Genomic DNA, 19,735 nt, shown 5'->3' on the forward strand with positions numbered 1-19,735 from the left:
TTTGAGATTGTCATCTCTCTAGGAATTGATTCTTCCACATCGTGAGTAAAAGAAGTAAACAACAAAAAAGCCCTTCAACACTCAGCCCTAATTTCCTTTTCCGTGGGAGTTCTCTATCGTAGTTTAAAAACTAAAAGCTACTGGAGGACACTAGCTACCACGTAGTTGTGTTTGATTATCATCCAGTCTTCTTGTTAGTATTGCATGAATTCCCAAGCCTGTGGAGATGCCCCATAACGTTCCAAGGAGAGAGCCAGAGTTAGATTATCTGTTACTACCCATGCTGGAAGGACATAGAGCGGAAAGCTAACTGCAAGGCTCTTCATAGCTTTCTCCTTTGGAAACAACGCTTTTTTCCAGTGAAGTGTAATGAATCCAATAATATACGCAGTGATTATGAATTGTGGGATTAAATATTTTGCAAAGATAAAACGTGCTTGTTATTGAGGTAAAAAACATAAAAGCAGGGATTGCAAATCTATCCTTAAATACTTGCATTTGCATCACCTCCAACTATATGCACGTCTAATAAAATCTGCAATAACTGGAGTTAATTCTGAAAGTCCTTTAATTACCTTGCCCGCCTTGATAAGTTTTGCTGAGATAATGATGGCTTTAACCTCTCCTCCAATGAGGACGAAGTTAGTACCAACGTCCACTATCACGTCCTTGTTATCCTGTTTATGTTTATTACATCGAGTCCGGTGAATATAAAGTCGTTTCCATTCTGCGGGGATATTGCATACTTCAGCGATATCGGGACGTAGTCCCCAAACAAGTCTTTTTCGAGCGTTATGAGTCCTGTTCGCGCGGTATTCTTGAAAACTATCATAGCAGTTTCAGAGCTCTGTATTACGCTGGGATACTCAATCGTCCACGAGGAGCCAAGGACCGCGTAAAGTCAGGGTTGTCGGTATGCCACTCATTAACACTCAAAGAGTTCAAGAGGACATTTTCTTGCGCAGGATTATAAACAAATGCCTTGCACACTAATGTGGCCTTGTATTCTATACCGTTCCAGTTGAATTCAGGGTCATCACACTCAAAGCTCACTTGCTTCAACTCGGTTCCATTCATTGCTTTCACTTCCACCTTCACTTCGCTCCAGTGTTCTTCTCCTGCTCCGTTTGGTTCACCATCATAATTGTCGAGGAAGAGCTTGTAAGTATATTTTCTTCTCATGACTCTTCTTTATTCCTTACGTTCTGTAAGATTTTAATTTCGTTCTGCAACCATAATGTAATTATACCATACACTACGGCAATTGGGGTTCTGTAGAGTATTACGAATAAGAGAGTTGGGAGATAAAGGAGCATTAGACATAATGCCCTTAAGCTCTTGCATGCATTCTTAAGGTAATACCAGAGGAGAAACCAGATTAAAATACCAAAAGCCCCATATCCTGGATGTTTAAAGAGCAACGTCGCTGAAAAACCAAGAAATGGAATGGAAGCCAAAGCACCACTGTTTTCAATATCTCTTCTGGTTATGCCAATTACATTTCTCCTAATACTGATCAGAGCAGTCCCAAGCCATAGCATAAAGGAAGCGACAAGTGGCCAAAGTGCTCCTATTGAGTTCGAGCGTAGAGCAATGTATCCAGACACCATAAGAATCGCAAGACAAGCAATAGCCTGCCGTGAAGATACAATAGCAAGTGACGCTATGACAACCCACAAAAAAATAGAAACAGCAAGGGAAATATCCATTTCTCATCCCCCCACCACAGCATTATTGTCGTTTTCTTGTGAAAATCCATTCACACCCCATTCAAATATCCACTGGATCTCTGAAGCGGCTTTTCCGAGCTTTGGAAGACTTGTTAATGCAAATGCAATCCAGCCCACAGGGTTACTGCCCTCAACAACAAGCTGTGCTGTGGATATTATTTCCCCTGCGGTTGAACCGTAATCTATTGCCTTTTCCGTCTCACTCCTCGTGTCCTTGTAAATTATCGTTATCACATCTGAAACTGGATAATTCAGTTCACTAAACTTTGTTTTAATTAAGTATGAGTGACCAGCAAACTTATCAATGTAAGTTCTGTAAACGGGCTTTCCAAAGTAGTAGTTCGCCAGCTCGTCGTTTATATCTATGGTTATCGTTAAATCCTCCTGCATGTTTGTTGGAGTTAGGGTTATGGTTTGCTTGTTAACCGTGACACTGCTCGGGCCGTCAGGCCACACCCTCTTCCTCCCAAACTCAACCTCCACTAAGTTACGCCTTACTGTATCAGCACTCTTTAACTCAAGGTGAACAGTACAAGTTGTCGACTCGTCCAGAGGAACAATTACAGGCTCGCACTCCATACTTGCAATCACATTACCCACAGACTTTACCTCCACCCTCACCTCGCTCCAGTGTTCTTCTCCTGCTCCGTTAGGTTTGCCGTCGTAATTGTCGAGGAAGAGCTTGAAAGTGTGGTTGCCAATACCATAAACGTCCAGACTGAAGGCTGTTAGAGTGTAGTTCTGAGCGTTGGCCGGGAGCCTGCCAGCAAAACCATCAATGCGCTTTACCACCGCACCATCTTCATCCTCAACGAAACCGCTAAGTGGAATAGCCGTGTTTCCATAATTCCACGCTTTGATGGTAAAGTACACCGTCCCACCACCCTCAAGCTCAGTCGGATACGCAGTTAAAACAACGTTAAAGGAACTGCTGGGAGTTCCAGTTACGGTTATTCCACTGCTCCTTGATGCCTCCAGCTTTCTACCTTTCCACTCCTGTCCTCCAGTTGTCCTTCAATTTTCGGTCTAAATCTCCCAGGTAATGTTCGCTTTTTAGACCTTTTTACGGCATCTTAACCGTTCTTCTAGCTCTTTAGATGTCAAATACTCAATTTTCTTAGATTTTCCAATGATATATGGCTCTTTTCTCTGATCTCCATACTTCAGTATCACCATGTACGCAACTAGTAAAATTACAAATCCTATGAAGTCTATGATGCTAATCCTTTCCTGGATAATCACAGTAAGAACATAAAAACAAAATAGTATTGCCCAATATCGAGTCTTCACGAGCATCACCCCAACAGCCAATCCCATATTTTTTTGAGAGTTTCTTTACTGCAATCTTGGCTCCGTTTTTGGTTATTTCCATTTCAATAGCCATAAAGCCGGTTATTACCTCTGCGCTCGTCCGTGCGACATATAAGTAAAATAACACTGTCCGTTTTTCAACGTACTCGTCGTATTTGACTGTGATAACTTCTTTCTCGCTTTGTGTTAGTGCTTCTGTTGTTGGCATAAAGTTTATTGCCTTGTAAATCTTTAGACTAATCGTGTGGTTCTTGGGCAAGTGGTAGATCCTTGTCGAGTTGTAGCATACTCCACGCTGACATACAGCTCTGCCGCTTTCCTCAACAGTACGAACAAAGCTCAATGCAGTTGCTGATGGTTCATACATAATTTGAGCCAGTCCATCGCTGAACTTAACCTCATACTGTAGATTTATTGAGGAATTTATTGGTAACGTTCTTATATTAAGCCAAAAGGTCTCGATGTCATCAATCACAACTCTTGGGGCTATTTGGATTTCTGGACCTTTATTTTGTATAGTAACGGTACAAGAAACCTTGTCCCTGTCCAGTCTCCATTCATACAGCCCAACTTCTTTTGGCATACAAGCGAAGTCTGTAATTTCCAAGTTTGCATTGATTGTGTTGGATCCACTTTTCTGACTATCTCCGTTGGAGTTAACCCTGATGCTTCCGCTCTTCGATGCTTCTAACTTCTCACTTTCCCATACCTCAATTCTCCACTCATGCTCTCCTGCAACGGCAGCCCACGTTAAAGTAACCATTCCTGTGCCCCCACTACCAATCGTGATAGTTTTACTGTCCTGTTTAAGAGTACTGTTTAGTTCTTTCTGACTCTCTGATGACGTTACCGTCGTCTTTCTACTTCTTGCTTTAATAATTGAACCCGTCTGTTTATGTTGGATTTTAGTTCGTCAACATCATCGAAGAGCGCCCAAGCGAATGCCCAGGGTATCATAAAAACCGAAATTAGTGCAATAAGCCATCCATAAACGTCCGCCTCGAGGAGCATAGGAAAGAACATTACTCCCAAAATGGTAGGCATCACGCGATCAGCTCTCATAATTCACCCTCCAGTGCTTTAATTTTCTCCTTGAGATGTCCAAGGCTCTCATTTTCGGAATAAGCTAACATTCCATACATTAAGAGTGGCGCTAAGAGGAGCAGTGAGTATCCTAGGGATATCCAAGAGACCACGAGCGCTGAAATGCTGTAAAGCGTCATGAAAATTAGTTCTCCAGCACTGGGGCGTGTCTTAAGGGCTATCTCTATTATTAAAACTATGTACATCAGTGCCACGATTGAGTTCCAGAGTGGGATGTAATTAATCATTTGCCTCCCTCCTAACGCGGTCTTCGAGCTGTAATAGTCTGTGATTGATTTCTTTGAACTCTCCAAGGAGCCTGCAGCGGAAGAAGTACATTAAAAAGAAATAAAAGATCCAAGGGAGCACCATCAGTAAGTATGCGTCGGACATGGGATCACCCCGGGTTCTACTGTTCTAGGCTTTATTTCTCAAACTTGAGTCTTTATCATTGTACTCTAATCGTCTTGCAATTTCTGAGAATTCCTTTTTCAGCATCCTCTTGACGAACAGGCAATAAAGCATGAAAACTATTCCAAACGTTATCACAGTTCCATCCAGCAAAAATCCTAATGTTGTAGCGAAGATTAGAATGTACCCAGCATAAATCTCTAGAGGATCCCATGGACTCCCGTAACCCCAACAAATCCCTTATTTTCTCCAGCTCTTTATCAAATCTGTACTCTGCAACTATTGCCAAAAACACGATCGTTGCTCCAAAGTATACTGCCTCCTTCGAATAGATATACATTAAAAGAGAGGAAAGAGAAATAAAAATTACCGGAATTTCCAACTGCCAGACTCTTTTCATATTTAACTCCCTCGACATATTTCCTCCAGAACTTTTTTCATATCAGACTTAATTGTCCGATTTAGTCTCTGTCAGATATTGTTTATCATTGTTTGGAACTTTTGCCTTTCTGTTCTTTACGAATCTAAATATTATCTCACTTGCAAATATCAATATCCCTGCAGACATAAAACATACTCCGTAGTTTTTCTCCAAAGCTATTCCTGCCAGACATAATAGAGGGGCTGAGAACATTCCAATCACTGCTAGGATAACCCATGGAGCGGTACTCTTCTTTAAGTAGTACTTCTGGAATTCGTGGGATTTTTGTTTTTCTTCGATATACGTTAAGAGTGGGACTAGCATAACTACAAAGATGTGTGGATAACCATGGATCCACCATACTCCCACTGAGAGGATATAGCTCACCAATGCAACTAGCTCTTTGAATCTCTGAGTGCGTTGGGAAGTGATTGCAAGGGCAAAAAACAGAATTGAAGAGATAAAGGAAAGTACTATGGGTGGAATGTCCAGTAGAGTACTCATTAACAATCACCACCCGATATATCTTTTTATTATTGACTTGACACTCTCAGTGATCTAGAGTAATAGATCACTGCAGTCCAGGAATGCAGTCTGAATGCACTTCCATCAAACCACAATCACCTTTAAACTTGCTTGGAACCGAGAGGATAATTTTCCAAGGCCCTATTTGGAAGCTTCTGTGGTAGATGTGCATTCTCTCACTCTTGCTGATTTGGATACCTTAAACTATTTCTAATGTGGATAATTTCTTGTTTGATTTGCCATCTCTCAATTAAAGAGTACAACAACACGAGAGCAATAAAGTCTCTTGGGCTTCCACTCATAGCAAAGGATATTGCAACAATCCCCACCAAAATATACCTAACCACTACTTCTCCGGGATCCTGATCAATATTTCCGATGTTAAGCTTCTTTTTGAGATTTTGAATTTCATTTTTAACCGGATAAAAAGCTGAGAGAAATGCAAATAAAATAAAGGATAAAAAATGAATCTCCTGCCCACTAAAGGCATATGCTAGTAGTGATAGTACTGAAATTCCCGTTGGGATAGTATCAAACTTCATGTGCATCACCCTCCAAAATTAATCTCTTTCCAAATACTTTGACCAATACTTTTAACAAACAGAAATACTTGGATAATTGTTTTTACTGGTTTTGGGGCTGGAGTCATTTCAACTATCACAGTTCCCATATATTCTACTGGGGCATATGCCAATCCCAAAGGTGCAATTATCATTAATGCCCCCTTTTTGATACCACCATTAGCATCCTCGTTCCAGTATTTGCTTCCTGTGTATCTTGCCGTGATTATTCCTTCAAGGTTCATGTACTCACCTGAGTCTAATCTTATTTTCAGTTTTAGGTAGTGTGGGGTATCAACTCTTTCTAGCGTGTAGTGGCAGTCTCCGTTTTCACACACCCATGTGTTGGTTTTGGGAGTTAAATCCCTTACGTCGTTAAGCTCAAGAGCCTTAGCCATTTTCTCGTCCAGTGGAACGTAAACTTCGGCAATTTTTCCAGTAAACTGGCTGGGTATAACGTCCTTCACCATTGTTACGCTTATTACACTGGAAGTGTCCATGTCATCATCAAGCAATTTAGTCACTACCGAATAACCCACAGCCGTTGATAGAGTGTTCTTCCTAACTACTACCTCACAGACTCCAGCTTCTCCCAGCAATATCGGTTGCTCTGGACAGTTCAAACCGAACACCAGCCCTTTCAGTGGTTTTACTCCCACCTTCACCTCGCTCCAGTGTTCTTTTTCCGTTTCATACAGTTTCAGTCGTAGTCTTTTGAGGGAGCTTATGCTTTAGTTAATGCCTTTTACTTTGCATAAGATACTAAATCATGTTTCAGTACTAAGTATGTCCATAAACTAAGGAGTGCAAATATCGTGGGTTCTAGAATGCTTTTTGTAGTTATAAGAATCAAAACTGAAAGTACTAACGATACAACTAACAGCCCGTGCTCTGATATTTTATCAACTATCTTCCAAATTGTCACATATATGAAGGCTCCCACAATAAAGAAAATCATAAGATTCCTGCTAAAATCTGTCATTGTAGAATAAGCAAGAATTGTAGGCAATAGAAAACCTACTACCACTAAATCTGAGATTACAAGGGTCTTGACAAATCTTGTATTCCCATGTGCACTCCATTTGTGGTGATAGTGGTGGATTTCAAGTCTAATCGCTGAATAAGCTACTAAATATCCTACAGCATAAATCAACATCTGAGAATTCTCGTTCAGGAATCCATATAGGAGACTACCAAAAATTAAAATTGGAAGATAAAACGTCAAAATATTGTGAACGCGGACTTTGTTCATGATATCACCCCACAAAACCATCGTTATCAAAATCCCTCGGTTGTTTCCATCCATAGAAATATGCCTCCTCCGTTATGTCCGCTAGGAAGAGCAGTAGTCCAGCGTATCCGAATAGTCTAGATCCAAAAACCGCCAATTGTCCGGATCCTGTTGCCTCGGTTGTTATGTATCCTGCCTTTTCAAGTATCTCTGTCACTACAAATGTTCCTGAACCGCCGTATTCAACTGCATCTTCAATCGTGGTGCCACTATTCTTTAGTATCTGGAATGTCGTGCTTATTGGTGGCGCATTCTCAAAGTGTATCACTATCTCCCAAGGTTGCTCCGTGGCAAGTTTATCCACATAAGAATGCCATGGGAAGAGGGGATCGATCCCAAAGTAAAACTCTGCAAAGTTTTCATCTATCGTAATCTTGATGTGAGTCTCGTCATCTGGATCATTTGGAGTCACTTTAAGAGTATCCTTTGACAACGTGACTTCTTTAAAATCGCTTGGCCAGACTTTTGCTCCCCCAACGTCGATTCCTGATATTTTGACTTGCACAGAGTCATCTGGATTTGTCCTTAGCAAGTACAAAGTGCAGTCAAGGTCGTCTACATCATTTTCACCCAGCACAACTCCATCATCGCATTCCAACTTCAGATCTGCCTTCCAAGGTTTCACTTCCACCTTCACTTCGCTCCAGTGTTCTTCTCCTGCTCCGTTAGGTTTGCCGTCGTAATTGTCGAGGAAGAGCTTGAAAGTGTGGTTGCCAATACCATAAACGTCCAGACTGAAGGCTGTTAGAGTGTAGTTCTGAGCGTTGGCCGGGAGCCTGCCAGCAAAACCATCAATGCGCTTTACCACCGCACCATCTTCATCCTCAACGAAACCGCTAAGTGGAATAGCCGTGTTTCCATAATTCCACGCTTTGATGGTAAAGTACACCGTCCCACTACCCTCAAGCTCAGTCGGGTAAGCGGTTAAAACAACGTTAAAGGAATCGCTGGGAGCTCCACCCACGGTTATTCCACCGCTCCTCGATGCCTCCAGTTTTCCGCCCTCCCACACTTCTATCCTGTACTTGTGGGTTCCTGCAACGGCAGTCCACGTTAAGCTCACCACCCCAGAACCCCCACTGCCTATTGTGATAGTTTTACTCGCCTTTTCCGCATCATCAATGAAAAGTTTTACCATCACGCTCCGGGATCTAGAGACGGGGTTTTTGACGCTCACGTCAAAACTCACACTGTCTCCATGCGTTGGATTCGCTGGTGAAACGTCAACGCCAGTTATAGTTAAAGTTCCCGAAGTCACTGTAACACTTTTGCTGGCGCTCTTTGAATTGCCATTCCAGTAGATTGATGCATGGGCAACGTAAGTGCTGGCATCCTCGTAAGTTATTGTCTGTTCGAGCAGAGTAACCGCTCCATTTGCAGGAACGTTCACGGTATCAGAGTATGTCTTTGAATTAGTTGGCGAGAAAGGAATACTGATAGAGTACTCCACATCACTCAAAGGTGCGCTATTCCCATTCTCCACGACAACCCTGTAAGTCACACTTTCGCCTTCAACAATCCTATCTCTTGAGGTTTCCATTCTAATGCTAACTTTGCTCCAGTCTATGGGAGATTCAAGGTTTATTGTCGAGGAGTATTCTCTCGTTATAGTCCTCTCCTGGCAGCTCGGCGAGGTGGAGAGTGTTTCGTGATTCTTTGAGAGGGGTACTGCACCACAGGAGGGAGTGTAAGTGATTTCAACCTTTCCACTCACGGTGAGTTCACCATCCATGGAATGAGTTAGTGTGAACCTCTTGCTGTTCCAGGCGTAACTCTGACCTGAGTTGAGGAATGATAATGTTCCTGTATCAGAATCGCCGGTTGTGTAATCCTTAACGTTGATCCTAATGGTGTCGACTGCGTTGTTCTCCGCCTTGAACGAAATCTTAACGTGATACTCAACTTTTCCAGGCTGATTCTTGTCCACGATAACTTTAACTTCTGTAATCTTTAGCTGGCCAATGTTGCCCTGCGTGTCCAAGGCTTCCCTGATAATTTCAGGCTCTATCAACACTCCATTCACTTCTACTCCAAGATTTTCTTCGAAGGTTTGGGTGCCATCTACTGAATAACCCTTTGGGGATACTGGTATTGGCGCTGGAATCCTGGGGTCGCCGGGTTTAATTGGAATGGGGGATTTTATGGGGCTTCTTTTAATTTCACTGGAAATTATTAACACCTTCAATGCTTCCTTGAGCTCGGCAACTTTCTGATTGAGCATTGACTCCACTTTAGGATTATTGTTACCATAGTTTCTTGTTTTTATTAGGGCATATACGTTGCCCATGAGTTCATATGCCTTCAAAGCGTTCGGCCAGTAGTAGGTTGTCCTTTCAGTGATTATCTCTGTGGGCGTTATTTGAGTTGATTTGAACGTAATGACGAGACCTCCATTTTTGATCCATCTAATGCTCTCAAGAGTGCCCTGTTTGCTGAGGATAGACTCTGTCCTATATAGCATAGAGGTTACCTGTTCACCGCTAGATCCTGTGATGATCTTGTATGTTAAATCCTTCAGACTTTTTATGCCTACAGACATGTTCTTGTAGTCTTTCTGAGAGTACCTCATGTAAAAGAGCGCCCATTCCTCTGCAAGTATAGGGTTTATCGCGATTCCGTGGTTTTCTTGTGGTGCTTCCCCTGCATTTGTCCACTTCCACTTTTCAATCGCCCAAGTCTCGTATTCATTGTATTTGAAGGCGACGTTAATGAACGCCGTTGAGAATTCCTCTAGAAAGGCCGTCATATTAAAGTCTTCGGTAATTTGATCAGCATTTTGGACAATGTAGTTTTGGAGGGCCTGGATTTCACTGTCACTCCAGCCCTGTTCTTTGAGAGTGCTGACGGTCTCTGCGGGTAGACCATTCTGTTTTATTTCTTCGGCTATGCTCCTGAGTTCTTGTGTGGTGTAGTAGGTTTTAACTCCTGATTGTTCGAGTTCTTTGAGGTTTTGCCAGATTAGTGCTGATATTTGGACTGCGTTTTCTGCTCCTTTTTGGGAGTTTGTGATGAGTTCTCTGGCGGTGTTTTGGTCTGCTGTTTGATTGAGTTTGATTATGAGTTCTGCTTCTTTGTTGAGTATATTCCAGAATTCTTCGTAAGGCTGATTCTCGTTCTCGAGAGCGTTGACTGTGATCGTGGTGTTCTGGGCTGTGATAAAACTCAGGCTTAGGATGAGATAACTCAATACTAATATTAGTATTTTTCTCATTTTATCACCTTGGAAGTTGTGTTTATATTTTTGGAATATTTTCAATCTTTAAATACTTTTCTCTCCAAATTTTGAACACCACTAAAAATAGTAACCAAAAAACGAAAAGAAAACAAAAACACTTAACAAAAAAAGTTCAGATTAAACCTCCGAGTTTCCCATGTTTATCATCAACACAAACAGTGCCGTTCAAACTAAACAGGTAGGGAGAACATGATCAGCCCCTAAACCTCAGCACGTGTATATCTCTCACCACTTTATGCCTCTCTTCAAAGTCAGTGTATTTCGCTAAAACTTCAAAGCCAAGCTTTTCGAGCCATCTCCTGTCCTTGCGGTAGATTTTGCCATTTTTGAGCTTAAATGCGGGGAAAACAAATACCACTCTCGCGTTCCTTCTAAGTATTTTGGCAAAGCTCTCGAAGACGGGGTAGTAGAAGCGGTCGAGCTCGTTGGCCATTCTTACGGCCTCCTCCCTCGTGGGGTGGTACTTTAAGGGCTTGCCCAAGTAGGGCTCGCTGACTATGACATCGAATTTAACGCGATAGCAGCGGTGGAGCTTTTTAGCATCGCACACTTGAAGATTAGCGGATCTTTTAACTCTAAACTCTTTTTTGAGCCACTTAATGTTTTCCTTAGCTGCATTAACGATCTTTGGATTAACATCGCTTCCATAGGCGTTTAGACCTTGAAGGAGGAATTCCTGCACTATCGTTCCCACGCCGCAGAAGGGGTCTAACGCGTTCCCCTCTCTAACTTCACTCAAGTTCACCATTATCCTCGCTAACCTCGGCGGAATTGAAAGTATCGCTCGTTGCCTCGGCCTCTCCACATCGAGCTTTTTGAGCTCAAATGGGTCAGCTACTCTAACAGTCTCGCCAACATAGAGCTTGTTCCCAAAGATAAACACGAAGTCCTTTACATCAGGAAAGCCCTTAAGAACGAGCTCAGAAGGCATGGAATAGATGTTTTTTGGCTTGAAGAACTTTGAGGGTTCTGGCTTAAAGCTCTTCTTTATCTTGCTCCCCATTTTTCTCCACAGCCGCCAATCTTCCTTCCCATAAAAGCTCAGCGTAAATAGCTTAGCATATTCTAAATCTGCTATAGTCTCTTCACCTTCCCCAACTATCCGTATGAGCTTTAGAGAACCACCGAGTCTATGAAAGAGATGCTCAATTTTTTTATTAGATTCAAAAATAAGCCAGTCCTTTGATGACTCAATCACCTTGACTTTTATTCCAAAGCGCCTCGCAAATGCCCAAAACTCTGCTTCGCTGAGCATGGGGTTCTTTCCAAAGATCACTGCATACATGGTTAAAGCCTTGGCTGGGAAATTTAAAAAGCTTTGCTACCAAAAATTAAATATAATTCAAGCGCAGAATTATTTTGATAGATTATTAGGTGATGATATGCTCCTTGAAGAGATTCTCGCATCTGTGGATGTGATAAGAGATCCAGACATAAAAATAGCTACGTATGCGCGATTAGGTTTGGAATTTGCGAAGATGGACAATCCTCTTGCAAATAAAGCGTTTAAAAAGGCTTTTGATGTTGTTTACTCCATGAATGATCCATTTGCAATTCTTCGCAACTTGGCAGTGGTCGCATACTATATGGGAAAAGCGAACTTAAAGTCCTCAAAAAGAATTTTTCAGAGGATTAAAGATGATTTAGATGTCCTGCCTAAAGATAAACGGGACCTCCTTTTAGTCGATATTGTCAACTACCTCGTTGATTTGGGTGAGATTGATGAAGCAACATATCATGCTCTAGGAATATCTGATAAAGAGCTGAGAAATGAAGCTCTTGTTTTGGCTCTCAAAAGATATTTGAGGAAAATCAGTGCAAACAAGACAACACGCGTTCTGCAAATGAGGAAGGCAGAGTACATATGGGAGCAGATAGAGAGTGAGCCCTACTACTCAATAGCTACCGTTGAGATAATTAAAGCCTATTTGCGGCTTGAAGAATATGATAGGGCCATTTTCATGATAAGCTACCTCAAAAGCAAGCCTTGGATAAAGCAGGTTGTGAGAGAGGTCATCACCCACCTAAAAAAGAAAAATATATCAAAGAAATACTATGAAAAGCTCGTTACTGTGGCCGTGGACCTCTCCGAAAGACTGGGCATTAATATAACACGGGATTTGATAGTCATATTTGCACTGAATGGGGAAGTTAAAAACGCTGTTTCGTTAATACGGGGTGTTGAAGACCCTGATGATGCCTTAAAGGAGATCACTAAGGTGTTAATAGCGAGAAAACCGGGAGTTCTGCCGAAACTATTTGAAAGCCTCTCCGATGAAGAGCTAAACATCGCAGCGAAGGAATTAATGAATTATCTCTTGGACAATCCTCACGAAGAGTTTAAAGACTTGGTAGCACAGATTCCTAAAAGAACTGCTGATGAGAAGATTTTGGTTAAAATTGTGGGATACTACCTAAAACTAGATGAACTTGAGAGTGCAGTAAGGATTGGAGCAAAAATTAAGGATGTAAAGCTCCGATCTCTAGCGTTTGGAAGTATTGCCCATTACTTACTAAAGAGGAACATGGTAGAGGATGCAATTGATTTGGTTATCCAAATAAAAGAGCCAAAGCTTTCATCGCAGTTAGTTTCTGAAATTCTTGTGAGAGTTGCTGGAAAAGTTGGAGGGGAAAGTATTGGAAACGCTGATTAAGTCCCTCCGCCGTGAAAGGCATAGGAAAGAAGATTTGGAGTTTATTAGGATTCTGTTGGACACACTCATCAGTGGGGATTTTGAGAGGTTGGCAGAGGATAAGGAGCTTTTGTTTGAGACTATTGATGAGATGTACAAGATACTGAGGGATGCTATGCTAAACTCAAAAGATGAAAATCTTCTAGATGCCTTTGAACATATAGCTGTACTTCGTGCGCTGATAAATTATCCGGATCTATCGCCTTTAAAGCTCTTAAAAGATACTAAACATGCTATAGACAAGGCACTCGGTGATTGAAATGCTGCACACAATTGAAATTTTAACATCTAAGGAAGTCGAGATTGTCGATATAACTGCCCAAGTAGAGGAAATTGTTAAAAAAAGCGGTATAAGTGAAGGATTGGTGGTGGTTTTCACAAGACATACAACAACGGCCTTAATTCTAAACGAGAATGAGCCGAGACTCCTAAAGGATATGGAAAGGATTTTCAAAGAGCTCGTGCCAAAAGGTGAAGGCTACGCCCACGATGCTATAGACCACAATGCCCACTCCCACCTGAGGAGCATTTTGATGAGTTCAAGTATAGCAATACCCATTGAGAACAGCCGTTTAGCTTTAGGTACCTGGCAGTCTATCCTCTTTATCGAATTGGATGGGCCGAGGCGGAGAAAAGTCGTGGTAAAAGTGTGCCAGTGCTGATTTTTAATTTTTAATCTCAACATCGGCACACACTTTGTACACATGAGGTTTGTAGTCTGAGACTTTCTTTATTCTAACCTCACACTTTTTTCCATAATTATTGCATTGTTCAATTATGTAATTCTTGAATTGATTAATATTTTCCTCATGTACGAAGTCGTAGTAGTGGAGGGAGTTTTTGGCCTTGCGTAGAGTTAAAGCCAAGGCATCAACGCCTTTTGGTGTGGGGCTTATAACCCTATCAAACGTGCCGAGCGTAGGAAGAACTTCAAAAACATCACCTTGGATTACTTCGATGCTCCCTTTGAGCTTCTTCTCATTTAGTTTTATATTTTCAAGGCCGAGTTTTATGGCTTCTTTGTTAAGCTCAACAGCAGTTATATGAACATTTTTGTAGCGGGCTATAACGAGGGCATAGGGCAGAACTCCAGCAAATGGGATTAAAACTCTCTCGCCATCTTTAACGAGCTGTGCTAGGCGATAACGCTCGCCTTTCATCCGTGGATTGAAAAAAGCTTTGCTTAAGTCCACTTTTATTTTTACTCCATTTTCCTTGTGAACTGTCCAGAGCCTCTCTTCCCCCCAAATTATTCCATAGTCCCGAATTCTAAACGCTCCTTCGTGAAAGCCCTTAACGGCTATGACCTTGAGAAAAGGATGAACCGTCAAGAGCCCCTCAACTATTTCCTCCCTGCGGTGCTCGAGCTCTTTGGGTATTTGAATAACCGCAATATCTCCTATAACATCGTACCTTCTCAAGTGCTTGAGCTCGTTTTCACTAAGCTTTTCTCTCAAGACGCTCTCCAAATTTTTGTATATCTGTCTATCAGGTCTCATTGGTAGCTCAACATCAAGAACTTCAAACTCTAATTCTTGAACCTTTGCAGAGTCTAAAATAGGCAATAGGACAAAATCACCCTCCCGCTTAGGCCTTCTTTTCCCATCATACAAGTTAAGTCTTTTCAAAAGCCTTTTGACCTTCTCCGCTTCCACTTTCTTGACCTTTATCGCCGCCATCTCTTTCACTGTTCTCTGCTTCCTTTTTAACCTCTTCCCTTACAATTGCTCCAAACAAAGCTTCTCTGGCCATCTTGTTCAAAAATTTTTCTACATTGAAAAGCTCAAATTCCCTCAAAAGTACGCTGTACTGGGACTCCTCTAAAAATTGTGGATCGAGTGACAGCAAAAGCATTGAACTTCCGATGATAGCATGGTCTTTTAAAGAGAACAAAAATTTAACCACCGCATTAAAATTGCTGTATATCATTATATATTCGATACCTTCAATGTAAATTACAATCTCTCCACCTTTATTTTTCATGAACTTTATAGCCTCCTCCAAAATCACGTGAAGCTTAGATGGGTCTACCGCATTTGGACTTTCTACCCTACTGAGCCAGATATAAAAATCAGATTTGACTTCAAATTTCTTTTCCCAATCCTCTTGAGACATCCTGCTTACGACAAAAAGACCTTTTGCTTCACTTTGAAGCATCTTTAAGGCTTGCTTTAATTTCTTTTCATTTTGAGGTGTGACAATAAAAGCCCCTACAGGGATTTTTGTTTCTTTCTTTTCCCTTTTCCCCGAGACTGCTCTGCTTGGTGGGATTTCCGTTTTCTGCTCCGAGATTTTTGCAAGTGCATCCAAATAATACATATCTGAGAGAGTTGAGAGTATGTATGCTGATGTGACTAAAATGGCTGTAATAAACCATAATTCGTTTTCAATTAGGGAATCGAATATAACCATTACTCCTCCCAGACTCAGAAGAACAAATGACATTAAAACTCTGCCTGCCAGCTGCTTTGCATTATTTTTTAGGCTTTTATAGTAATTAAACACTCGGAGGATACCATAAATGCTAATTATGATTAATACCAGTCCGGCTATGATTCCTCCAAAATTGACAGGCATTCTTTCCACCAATTATTATCTTTCTCATCATGATTATTAACTTTTTATGTTCATTTCCAGTAGGGCTCTCTTATAATCACTGATTTTTTGAAGAGTTCTATTAACTCATCATCACTTGCTCCTTTCCTAAGTGGCTCTAGGAGGTCTATTAGATTGTCATTTCTATAGATACACGTTTTTATGTGGCCGTCTGCCGTTATCCTCAACCTCGTACAGTTGGCGCAGAATACTGTGTTGTGCATAGAGCGAACGACCTCTACCTCAACTATGCCATATTTCGTAGGAATGAAATATTTTCTCCTTCTATGGAGCTTTCTCTCCTTAATCTGTACAGCTCTTTTTTCAAGTTCCTCTTCTACCGGCTTGAGTGGATAGAAGAACGTCTTAAAAAATTCCGTCCCTTCAAGCTCCCTTGGAGCTTCGAGCTCAATGAGCTGAAGGACGACTTTGTTTTTAGCTGCAAACTCAATCATATCCCATATTTCGTCCTCGTTTAGCCCCCTCATAATGGTCATGTTGAGCTTAACGGGGTGAAAAAACTTTGAAGCCTTTTCAATGCCCTTAATGGCCCTGTCCAACAAATCAACGCCTGTTATTTGTTTATACCTTTTTCTATTAAGGCTGTGAAAGCTTATGTTAACTCTATTTAACCCTGCTTCCTTTAGAGGCTCGGCTAAGCGGTTCATCACACTTCCATTCGTTGTCATTGATAAGTCCGTGGTGTATGGTTTAATCCTCTCCACTATTTCTACAATGTCCCTTCTAACAGTAGGCTCACCACCAGTTAACTTTACTTTTTTAATCCCAAGGGATGAAGCTATTCTCACAATGTGCTCAATTTCCTCGGGGGTCATCTCTCTCTTTTTGGCGTTAATTTGCCCTTCTCTATGGCAAAAAAAGCAGTTATAGTTGCATTCCTCAGTAAGTGAAATCCTAAGGTTTGTTAAAGGCCTTCCAAAGCGGTCCACTAAAGGCATTTATTCCACCAACACTTGATTAACCTATTCGCTTAAAAAAATGTTTTGGGAAAATGAAAGTGTTTAACTCACTCTTTGATAATCTCGTAGGAGTATGTAACTTCTGTACCGCTGAGCTTTAGGTGTGCAGATGCTGAACAGTACTTATCTTGGCTTAATTTTATGGCACGCTCCGCTTTTTCTGGATTGACATCCCCATAAATTTTGTAGTGAATGTGAACCTTCTTGTAAATTTTGGGGTGCTCTTCCCTTCTCTCGCCGCTTATCTCAACTTCGAGGTCTTTTATGGGTTCACGCATCTTTTGGAGTATCATTACAACATCTATTGCCGTACATCCAGCAACGCTCAAAAGGAGGGTTTTCATTGGAAAAATGCCATTTTCGCCGAAGATTATTTTTCCTCCTTCCTCAACTTGGGCTTCAAACTTCCCGTCACCAAGCCATTTTACACTCCCTTTCATATAACCACCAAAGAAAATAAAGGGAGAGCTTTTAAATAGCTTTGCAAAACCTTAAGTTATGTACATAAGGCCTTTCGATCCATGGAAGTCAAAGTTCTGCACGTGCCCATTCAAGTACACTCTAAACGTTTACACCGGCTGCGATTACGCCTGCGTTTACTGCTACATCACTTCTTATATCCCAAGGGCATTCCAAGTTAGGACGAAAGAGGGGCTTTTGCCGAGGCTCGAAAAGGAGCTTAGAAAGCTCGACAAGCGCTTTATAATAGCTCTCTCCTATTCATCCGACGCATATCCTACAGTTGATAAAGAGCTAAAAATTACCCGCAGAGTCCTCGAGCTTTTCAAGCGCTATGATGTTAGATGCATTCTTCTGACAAAATCCAACCTATTTGAGCGTGATTTGCACATTTTAAAGGAGCTTAAGTGTGCCGTTGGGATAACAGTCACAACCATTGATGAGGATAAGGCGAGAGTTCTAGAGCCAAATGCTCCAAGCCCCAAAGAAAGGATAGAGGTATTAAAGAAGGCTAAAAAAGAGGGTATTCCTGTGTATGCACGCATAGATCCAATAATCCCCTACCTGACATGGGAGGACTTCGAGGAAACGCTCGATGCTTTGAGCTTCGTTTCCCACATAACTGTATCCACGCTAAAACTCCGTCCTGATTCTTGGAGGAGGATGAAAGTGAAGTTTCCAAAAGTTATGGAAAAGCTCGGGCCCTTGTATAAAGAAGGTGGAAGGATTGAAGGGTACTATTATCTGCCAAAGAGGCTTAGGCTTAAGATTCTAGAAGAAGCAAGGAGGAAAACAGAAGAAAAGGGGATAACCTTCGGTTCCTGCCGTGAGGGATACTACTCATTTCCAAGCTGCGACGCGTCACATCTCGTTCCTATCTAACTGAGGAACGTTTTCCTCAAGCTCTCCTCTTTTTGCCTCTTCGATAAGTGCCTTAAAGAGGGGCAGCATGTTGTCCATCCATTCCGCATGCCATTGAACACCAATAACAAATTGGCCCTCCATTTCAATCGCTTCAATAACTCCATCTGGAGCATAGGCTACCGATTTGAGGCCCTCACCAAGGCGTTTTATGGCTTGATGATGGTAACTGTTCACCATTAGCGTCGCTTCTTTAGTGCTCTCCACACTTAACGCCGGCTTTAAAATTTCGAAAAGTTTTGTATCAAGCTTTACTTTTATTCCGTGAATCGGATAATTTCGTGGAAGCAAATCCTCGCCTTTGGCAAACCAGTCGTGCTTTATAGAGTTAACAACTTCACTAGCTAGGTCTTGATAAAGAGTGCCTCCAAGAGCTACATTTATGAGCTGAGCACCGCGGCATATTCCTAAGAGTGGGATTTTGTTATCTATGGCCTCTTTGACAAGAGCTATTTCAAACTCATCCCTATAGGGCTCGATGCTCCTTATTTTGTTGGTTGCTCCCTCTCCGTAAAAGCTGGGATGGATATCACCACCCCCGCTTAGGAGTATCCCATCCACTAAATCCAAAGCCTCCTCTACTTCCATAAATGGGCTCAGGAGTACAGGAATGCCTCCAGCTTCTCTCACCATTCTAACATAGGCCTCTTTTATGAAAAAGGCCTGCTTTTTCCAGGAGTATGATGTGGTTATTCCTATTACAGGCTTCATTATATCACCACCAACATTGTTGAGGGAACTGGTATTTAAACCTCATTGCCTCTTTACCCTTTTGGAAGCCTCGTCCTTCAGGGCAGGGAAGAGGTCAGTTATTCTCCTTCATTTTTTGATTTATTCTCTCTACGAACCTGTCGAGTCTTTTTTTAACTTCTTCCTCTTCAATTAAATCTCCCTTAATTGAGCTTCTCCCATACTCTCTTGAAGAAATTAATACAACTTCAGGCCAAAATCCAAAGTTTGCAAAACTATAAAGTGCTTCATGAAGCGCCATATCACCCCCTGAGGAAAGATTTCCGATTATTATGAAGTTCACTTTCTTAGCAAACTCTTTCCATTCTTTATAACTCTCAAAAATTGCTTGCCCTCTTTCAGAAAATGCAAGATAAAGCGAAGCGACATGTCCTCCATAAGTAGGTACTGCGAAAAGGATTATGTCCGCACTTTTGCATTGTTCATAGATTTTTGGAACATCATCTTCTACCGGGCATGCTTCACCAGAGAAACATTCATAGTTGCAATGACTACATGGGGTGATGTTGAGGTCATAGCTTTCCATAAGCTCTGTTTCAAAACCCATCTCCTCAAATTTCTTAAGACAGTACTCCAAAAGCTTTGAACAATTTCCTTTTCTTCGTGCACTAAAAGCTAGACCCAAAACATAAACTTTGGCAGACTTCTCATAGACCATACTATCCCCCATAAGCAATGAGCAGCGGTGTATATAATGCTTGTTATTATCAAACGGCCAAATCACAAGCTATATAAGACAGAAGATCAGAGAAAAATCAGAAGTGGAATTA

27 protein-coding genes are annotated in these 19,735 nt (G+C 41.6%); 4 read left to right on the forward strand and 23 right to left on the reverse strand.

Features of this window, described 5'->3' with window-relative positions:
* Window positions 1–194: 194 nt before the first annotated feature.
* The 17 genes from PAP_RS10395 to PAP_RS07315 all read right to left on the reverse strand — a co-directional run bounded on the left by PAP_RS10395 (window position 195) and on the right by PAP_RS07315 (window position 11,852).
* Window positions 195–326, reverse strand: coding sequence for a hypothetical protein (locus tag PAP_RS10395; protein WP_269077254.1), 132 nt, complete (start codon window positions 324–326; stop codon window positions 195–197).
* Between the two features lie 177 nt (window positions 327–503).
* Window positions 504–659 (reverse strand): hypothetical protein, encoded by a 156-nt coding sequence (locus PAP_RS10275; RefSeq protein ID WP_158442505.1) that lies wholly within the window; start codon window positions 657–659, stop codon window positions 504–506.
* A 193-nt stretch (window positions 660–852) separates the two neighbouring features.
* Entirely contained in the window at window positions 853–1,182 is a 330-nt protein-coding gene (locus PAP_RS07255; RefSeq protein ID WP_048165379.1) for a hypothetical protein, read from the reverse strand.
* The gene (locus tag PAP_RS07260) at window positions 1,179–1,709 is read right to left on the reverse strand and encodes a hypothetical protein (RefSeq protein WP_048165380.1); all 531 of its coding nucleotides are present in this window, start codon (window positions 1,707–1,709) and stop codon (window positions 1,179–1,181) included. Before PAP_RS07260 ends, PAP_RS07255 begins: the two co-directional genes overlap by 4 nt.
* A gap of 3 nt (window positions 1,710–1,712) precedes the next feature.
* On the reverse strand, window positions 1,713–2,603 hold the full coding sequence (locus PAP_RS07265; protein ID WP_048165381.1) for a hypothetical protein: 891 nt from the start codon (window positions 2,601–2,603) through the stop codon (window positions 1,713–1,715).
* 180 nt (window positions 2,604–2,783) lie between these two features.
* Window positions 2,784–2,972, reverse strand: a complete 189-nt coding sequence (locus PAP_RS10240) for a hypothetical protein (RefSeq protein ID WP_158442506.1) — start codon at window positions 2,970–2,972, stop codon at window positions 2,784–2,786.
* A complete protein-coding gene (locus PAP_RS07270; RefSeq protein WP_048165382.1) occupies window positions 2,950–3,804 on the reverse strand; it encodes a hypothetical protein in 855 nt (284 codons plus the stop codon). The genes PAP_RS10240 and PAP_RS07270 overlap by 23 nt, the downstream gene beginning before the upstream one ends.
* A gap of 83 nt (window positions 3,805–3,887) precedes the next feature.
* Entirely contained in the window at window positions 3,888–4,103 is a 216-nt protein-coding gene (locus PAP_RS07275; protein ID WP_048165383.1) for a hypothetical protein, read from the reverse strand.
* Window positions 4,100–4,372, reverse strand: coding sequence for a hypothetical protein (locus PAP_RS07280; RefSeq protein WP_048165384.1), 273 nt, complete (start codon window positions 4,370–4,372; stop codon window positions 4,100–4,102). The genes PAP_RS07275 and PAP_RS07280 overlap by 4 nt, the downstream gene beginning before the upstream one ends.
* The gene (locus PAP_RS10280) at window positions 4,365–4,517 is read right to left on the reverse strand and encodes a hypothetical protein (protein ID WP_158442507.1); all 153 of its coding nucleotides are present in this window, start codon (window positions 4,515–4,517) and stop codon (window positions 4,365–4,367) included. Before PAP_RS10280 ends, PAP_RS07280 begins: the two co-directional genes overlap by 8 nt.
* A 55-nt stretch (window positions 4,518–4,572) precedes the next feature.
* Window positions 4,573–4,953, reverse strand: a complete 381-nt coding sequence (locus PAP_RS07285; RefSeq protein ID WP_048165385.1) for a hypothetical protein — start codon at window positions 4,951–4,953, stop codon at window positions 4,573–4,575.
* A gap of 30 nt (window positions 4,954–4,983) precedes the next feature.
* A complete protein-coding gene (locus tag PAP_RS07290; RefSeq protein WP_048165386.1) occupies window positions 4,984–5,460 on the reverse strand; it encodes a hypothetical protein in 477 nt (158 codons plus the stop codon).
* 197 nt (window positions 5,461–5,657) lie between these two features.
* Window positions 5,658–6,023: a hypothetical protein gene (locus PAP_RS07295; RefSeq protein WP_048165387.1), complete on the reverse strand. Its 366-nt coding sequence runs from the start codon at window positions 6,021–6,023 to the stop codon at window positions 5,658–5,660.
* A 5-nt stretch (window positions 6,024–6,028) separates the two neighbouring features.
* Window positions 6,029–6,700, reverse strand: coding sequence for a hypothetical protein (locus tag PAP_RS07300; RefSeq protein ID WP_144368005.1), 672 nt, complete (start codon window positions 6,698–6,700; stop codon window positions 6,029–6,031).
* 86 nt (window positions 6,701–6,786) lie between these two features.
* Window positions 6,787–7,293, reverse strand: a complete 507-nt coding sequence (locus PAP_RS07305; protein WP_048165389.1) for a hypothetical protein — start codon at window positions 7,291–7,293, stop codon at window positions 6,787–6,789.
* Between the two features lie 4 nt (window positions 7,294–7,297).
* A complete protein-coding gene (locus PAP_RS07310) occupies window positions 7,298–10,543 on the reverse strand; it encodes a hypothetical protein (protein ID WP_048165390.1) in 3,246 nt (1,081 codons plus the stop codon).
* Window positions 10,544–10,760: 217 nt separating this feature from the next.
* Window positions 10,761–11,852 (reverse strand): TRM11 family SAM-dependent methyltransferase, encoded by a 1,092-nt coding sequence (locus PAP_RS07315; RefSeq protein WP_048165391.1) that lies wholly within the window; start codon window positions 11,850–11,852, stop codon window positions 10,761–10,763.
* Between the two features lie 97 nt (window positions 11,853–11,949).
* Here PAP_RS07315 and PAP_RS07320 point away from each other — a divergent pair, with 97 nt between their 5' ends.
* Genes PAP_RS07320 through PAP_RS07330 form a run of 3 tightly spaced genes read left to right on the forward strand, consistent with a single transcriptional unit; the run spans window position 11,950 to window position 13,922 of the window.
* Window positions 11,950–13,221, forward strand: coding sequence for a hypothetical protein (locus tag PAP_RS07320; protein WP_048165392.1), 1,272 nt, complete (start codon window positions 11,950–11,952; stop codon window positions 13,219–13,221).
* On the forward strand, window positions 13,205–13,519 hold the full coding sequence (locus tag PAP_RS07325) for a hypothetical protein (RefSeq protein WP_048165393.1): 315 nt from the start codon (window positions 13,205–13,207) through the stop codon (window positions 13,517–13,519). Before PAP_RS07320 ends, PAP_RS07325 begins: the two co-directional genes overlap by 17 nt.
* A 1-nt stretch (window position 13,520) precedes the next feature.
* Window positions 13,521–13,922 carry a secondary thiamine-phosphate synthase enzyme YjbQ gene (locus tag PAP_RS07330; RefSeq protein WP_048165394.1) on the forward strand — a complete coding sequence of 134 codons (402 nt, stop codon included), beginning with the start codon at window positions 13,521–13,523 and terminating at the stop codon, window positions 13,920–13,922.
* 3 nt (window positions 13,923–13,925) lie between these two features.
* On the opposite strand, the gene taw22 is transcribed toward PAP_RS07330, so the two are convergent.
* From taw22 to PAP_RS07350, 4 genes are all read right to left on the reverse strand, one after another.
* Window positions 13,926–14,939 carry a tRNA (guanine(37)-N1)/4-demethylwyosine(37)-methyltransferase Taw22 gene (gene taw22, locus PAP_RS07335; RefSeq protein WP_048165395.1) on the reverse strand — a complete coding sequence of 338 codons (1,014 nt, stop codon included), beginning with the start codon at window positions 14,937–14,939 and terminating at the stop codon, window positions 13,926–13,928.
* Entirely contained in the window at window positions 14,875–15,837 is a 963-nt protein-coding gene (locus PAP_RS10120; RefSeq protein WP_052649112.1) for a DUF835 domain-containing protein, read from the reverse strand. Before PAP_RS10120 ends, taw22 begins: the two co-directional genes overlap by 65 nt.
* Before the next feature lie 50 nt (window positions 15,838–15,887).
* Complete coding sequence (gene moaA / locus PAP_RS07345) at window positions 15,888–16,814, reverse strand: GTP 3',8-cyclase MoaA (protein ID WP_048165396.1); 927 nt, start codon at window positions 16,812–16,814, stop codon at window positions 15,888–15,890.
* A gap of 68 nt (window positions 16,815–16,882) precedes the next feature.
* The gene (locus PAP_RS07350) at window positions 16,883–17,275 is read right to left on the reverse strand and encodes an OsmC family protein (protein ID WP_048165397.1); all 393 of its coding nucleotides are present in this window, start codon (window positions 17,273–17,275) and stop codon (window positions 16,883–16,885) included.
* A 58-nt stretch (window positions 17,276–17,333) separates the two neighbouring features.
* Between PAP_RS07350 and PAP_RS07355 the strand changes: the two genes are divergently transcribed.
* Window positions 17,334–18,176 carry an SPL family radical SAM protein gene (locus tag PAP_RS07355; protein WP_048165398.1) on the forward strand — a complete coding sequence of 281 codons (843 nt, stop codon included), beginning with the start codon at window positions 17,334–17,336 and terminating at the stop codon, window positions 18,174–18,176.
* Here the strand turns inward: PAP_RS07355 and PAP_RS07360 are convergent.
* On the reverse strand, window positions 18,156–18,926 hold the full coding sequence (locus PAP_RS07360; protein WP_048165399.1) for a gamma-glutamyl-gamma-aminobutyrate hydrolase family protein: 771 nt from the start codon (window positions 18,924–18,926) through the stop codon (window positions 18,156–18,158). The two genes, PAP_RS07355 and PAP_RS07360, sit on opposite strands and share 21 nt — an antisense overlap.
* Before the next feature lie 94 nt (window positions 18,927–19,020).
* Complete coding sequence (locus PAP_RS07365) at window positions 19,021–19,623, reverse strand: flavodoxin family protein (RefSeq protein ID WP_048165400.1); 603 nt, start codon at window positions 19,621–19,623, stop codon at window positions 19,021–19,023.
* Window positions 19,624–19,735 lie beyond the last annotated feature (112 nt).

The organism is Palaeococcus pacificus DY20341, assembly GCF_000725425.1.
Taxonomy (GTDB): Archaea; Methanobacteriota_B; Thermococci; order Thermococcales; family Thermococcaceae; genus Palaeococcus; species Palaeococcus pacificus.

Coding starts and splice junctions, on each gene's coding strand:
- PAP_RS07365 (WP_048165400.1), bottom strand. CDS start 19,623: ATGGTCTATGAGAAGTCTGCCAAAGTTTATGTTTTGGGTCTAGCTTTT.
- PAP_RS10395 (WP_269077254.1), bottom strand. CDS start 326: ATGAAGAGCCTTGCAGTTAGCTTTCCGCTCTATGTCCTTCCAGCATGG.
- PAP_RS07275 (WP_048165383.1), bottom strand. CDS start 4,103: ATGAGAGCTGATCGCGTGATGCCTACCATTTTGGGAGTAATGTTCTTT.
- PAP_RS07270 (WP_048165382.1), bottom strand. CDS start 3,804: ATGGTTACTTTAACGTGGGCTGCCGTTGCAGGAGAGCATGAGTGGAGA.
- PAP_RS07280 (WP_048165384.1), bottom strand. CDS start 4,372: ATGATTAATTACATCCCACTCTGGAACTCAATCGTGGCACTGATGTAC.
- PAP_RS07290 (WP_048165386.1), bottom strand. CDS start 5,460: ATGAGTACTCTACTGGACATTCCACCCATAGTACTTTCCTTTATCTCT.
- PAP_RS07350 (WP_048165397.1), bottom strand. CDS start 17,275: ATGAAAGGGAGTGTAAAATGGCTTGGTGACGGGAAGTTTGAAGCCCAA.
- PAP_RS07255 (WP_048165379.1), bottom strand. CDS start 1,182: ATGAGAAGAAAATATACTTACAAGCTCTTCCTCGACAATTATGATGGT.
- PAP_RS10280 (WP_158442507.1), bottom strand. CDS start 4,517: ATGTCCGACGCATACTTACTGATGGTGCTCCCTTGGATCTTTTATTTC.
- PAP_RS07315 (WP_048165391.1), bottom strand. CDS start 11,852: ATGTATGCAGTGATCTTTGGAAAGAACCCCATGCTCAGCGAAGCAGAG.
- PAP_RS07295 (WP_048165387.1), bottom strand. CDS start 6,023: ATGAAGTTTGATACTATCCCAACGGGAATTTCAGTACTATCACTACTA.
- PAP_RS07260 (WP_048165380.1), bottom strand. CDS start 1,709: ATGGATATTTCCCTTGCTGTTTCTATTTTTTTGTGGGTTGTCATAGCG.
- PAP_RS07320 (WP_048165392.1), top strand. CDS start 11,950: ATGCTCCTTGAAGAGATTCTCGCATCTGTGGATGTGATAAGAGATCCA.
- PAP_RS07285 (WP_048165385.1), bottom strand. CDS start 4,953: ATGTCGAGGGAGTTAAATATGAAAAGAGTCTGGCAGTTGGAAATTCCG.
- PAP_RS07355 (WP_048165398.1), top strand. CDS start 17,334: ATGTACATAAGGCCTTTCGATCCATGGAAGTCAAAGTTCTGCACGTGC.
- taw22 (WP_048165395.1), bottom strand. CDS start 14,939: ATGGCGGCGATAAAGGTCAAGAAAGTGGAAGCGGAGAAGGTCAAAAGG.
- PAP_RS07360 (WP_048165399.1), bottom strand. CDS start 18,926: ATGAAGCCTGTAATAGGAATAACCACATCATACTCCTGGAAAAAGCAG.
- PAP_RS07330 (WP_048165394.1), top strand. CDS start 13,521: ATGCTGCACACAATTGAAATTTTAACATCTAAGGAAGTCGAGATTGTC.
- PAP_RS07305 (WP_048165389.1), bottom strand. CDS start 7,293: ATGAACAAAGTCCGCGTTCACAATATTTTGACGTTTTATCTTCCAATT.
- moaA (WP_048165396.1), bottom strand. CDS start 16,814: ATGCCTTTAGTGGACCGCTTTGGAAGGCCTTTAACAAACCTTAGGATT.
- PAP_RS07310 (WP_048165390.1), bottom strand. CDS start 10,543: ATGAGAAAAATACTAATATTAGTATTGAGTTATCTCATCCTAAGCCTG.
- PAP_RS10120 (WP_052649112.1), bottom strand. CDS start 15,837: ATGCCTGTCAATTTTGGAGGAATCATAGCCGGACTGGTATTAATCATA.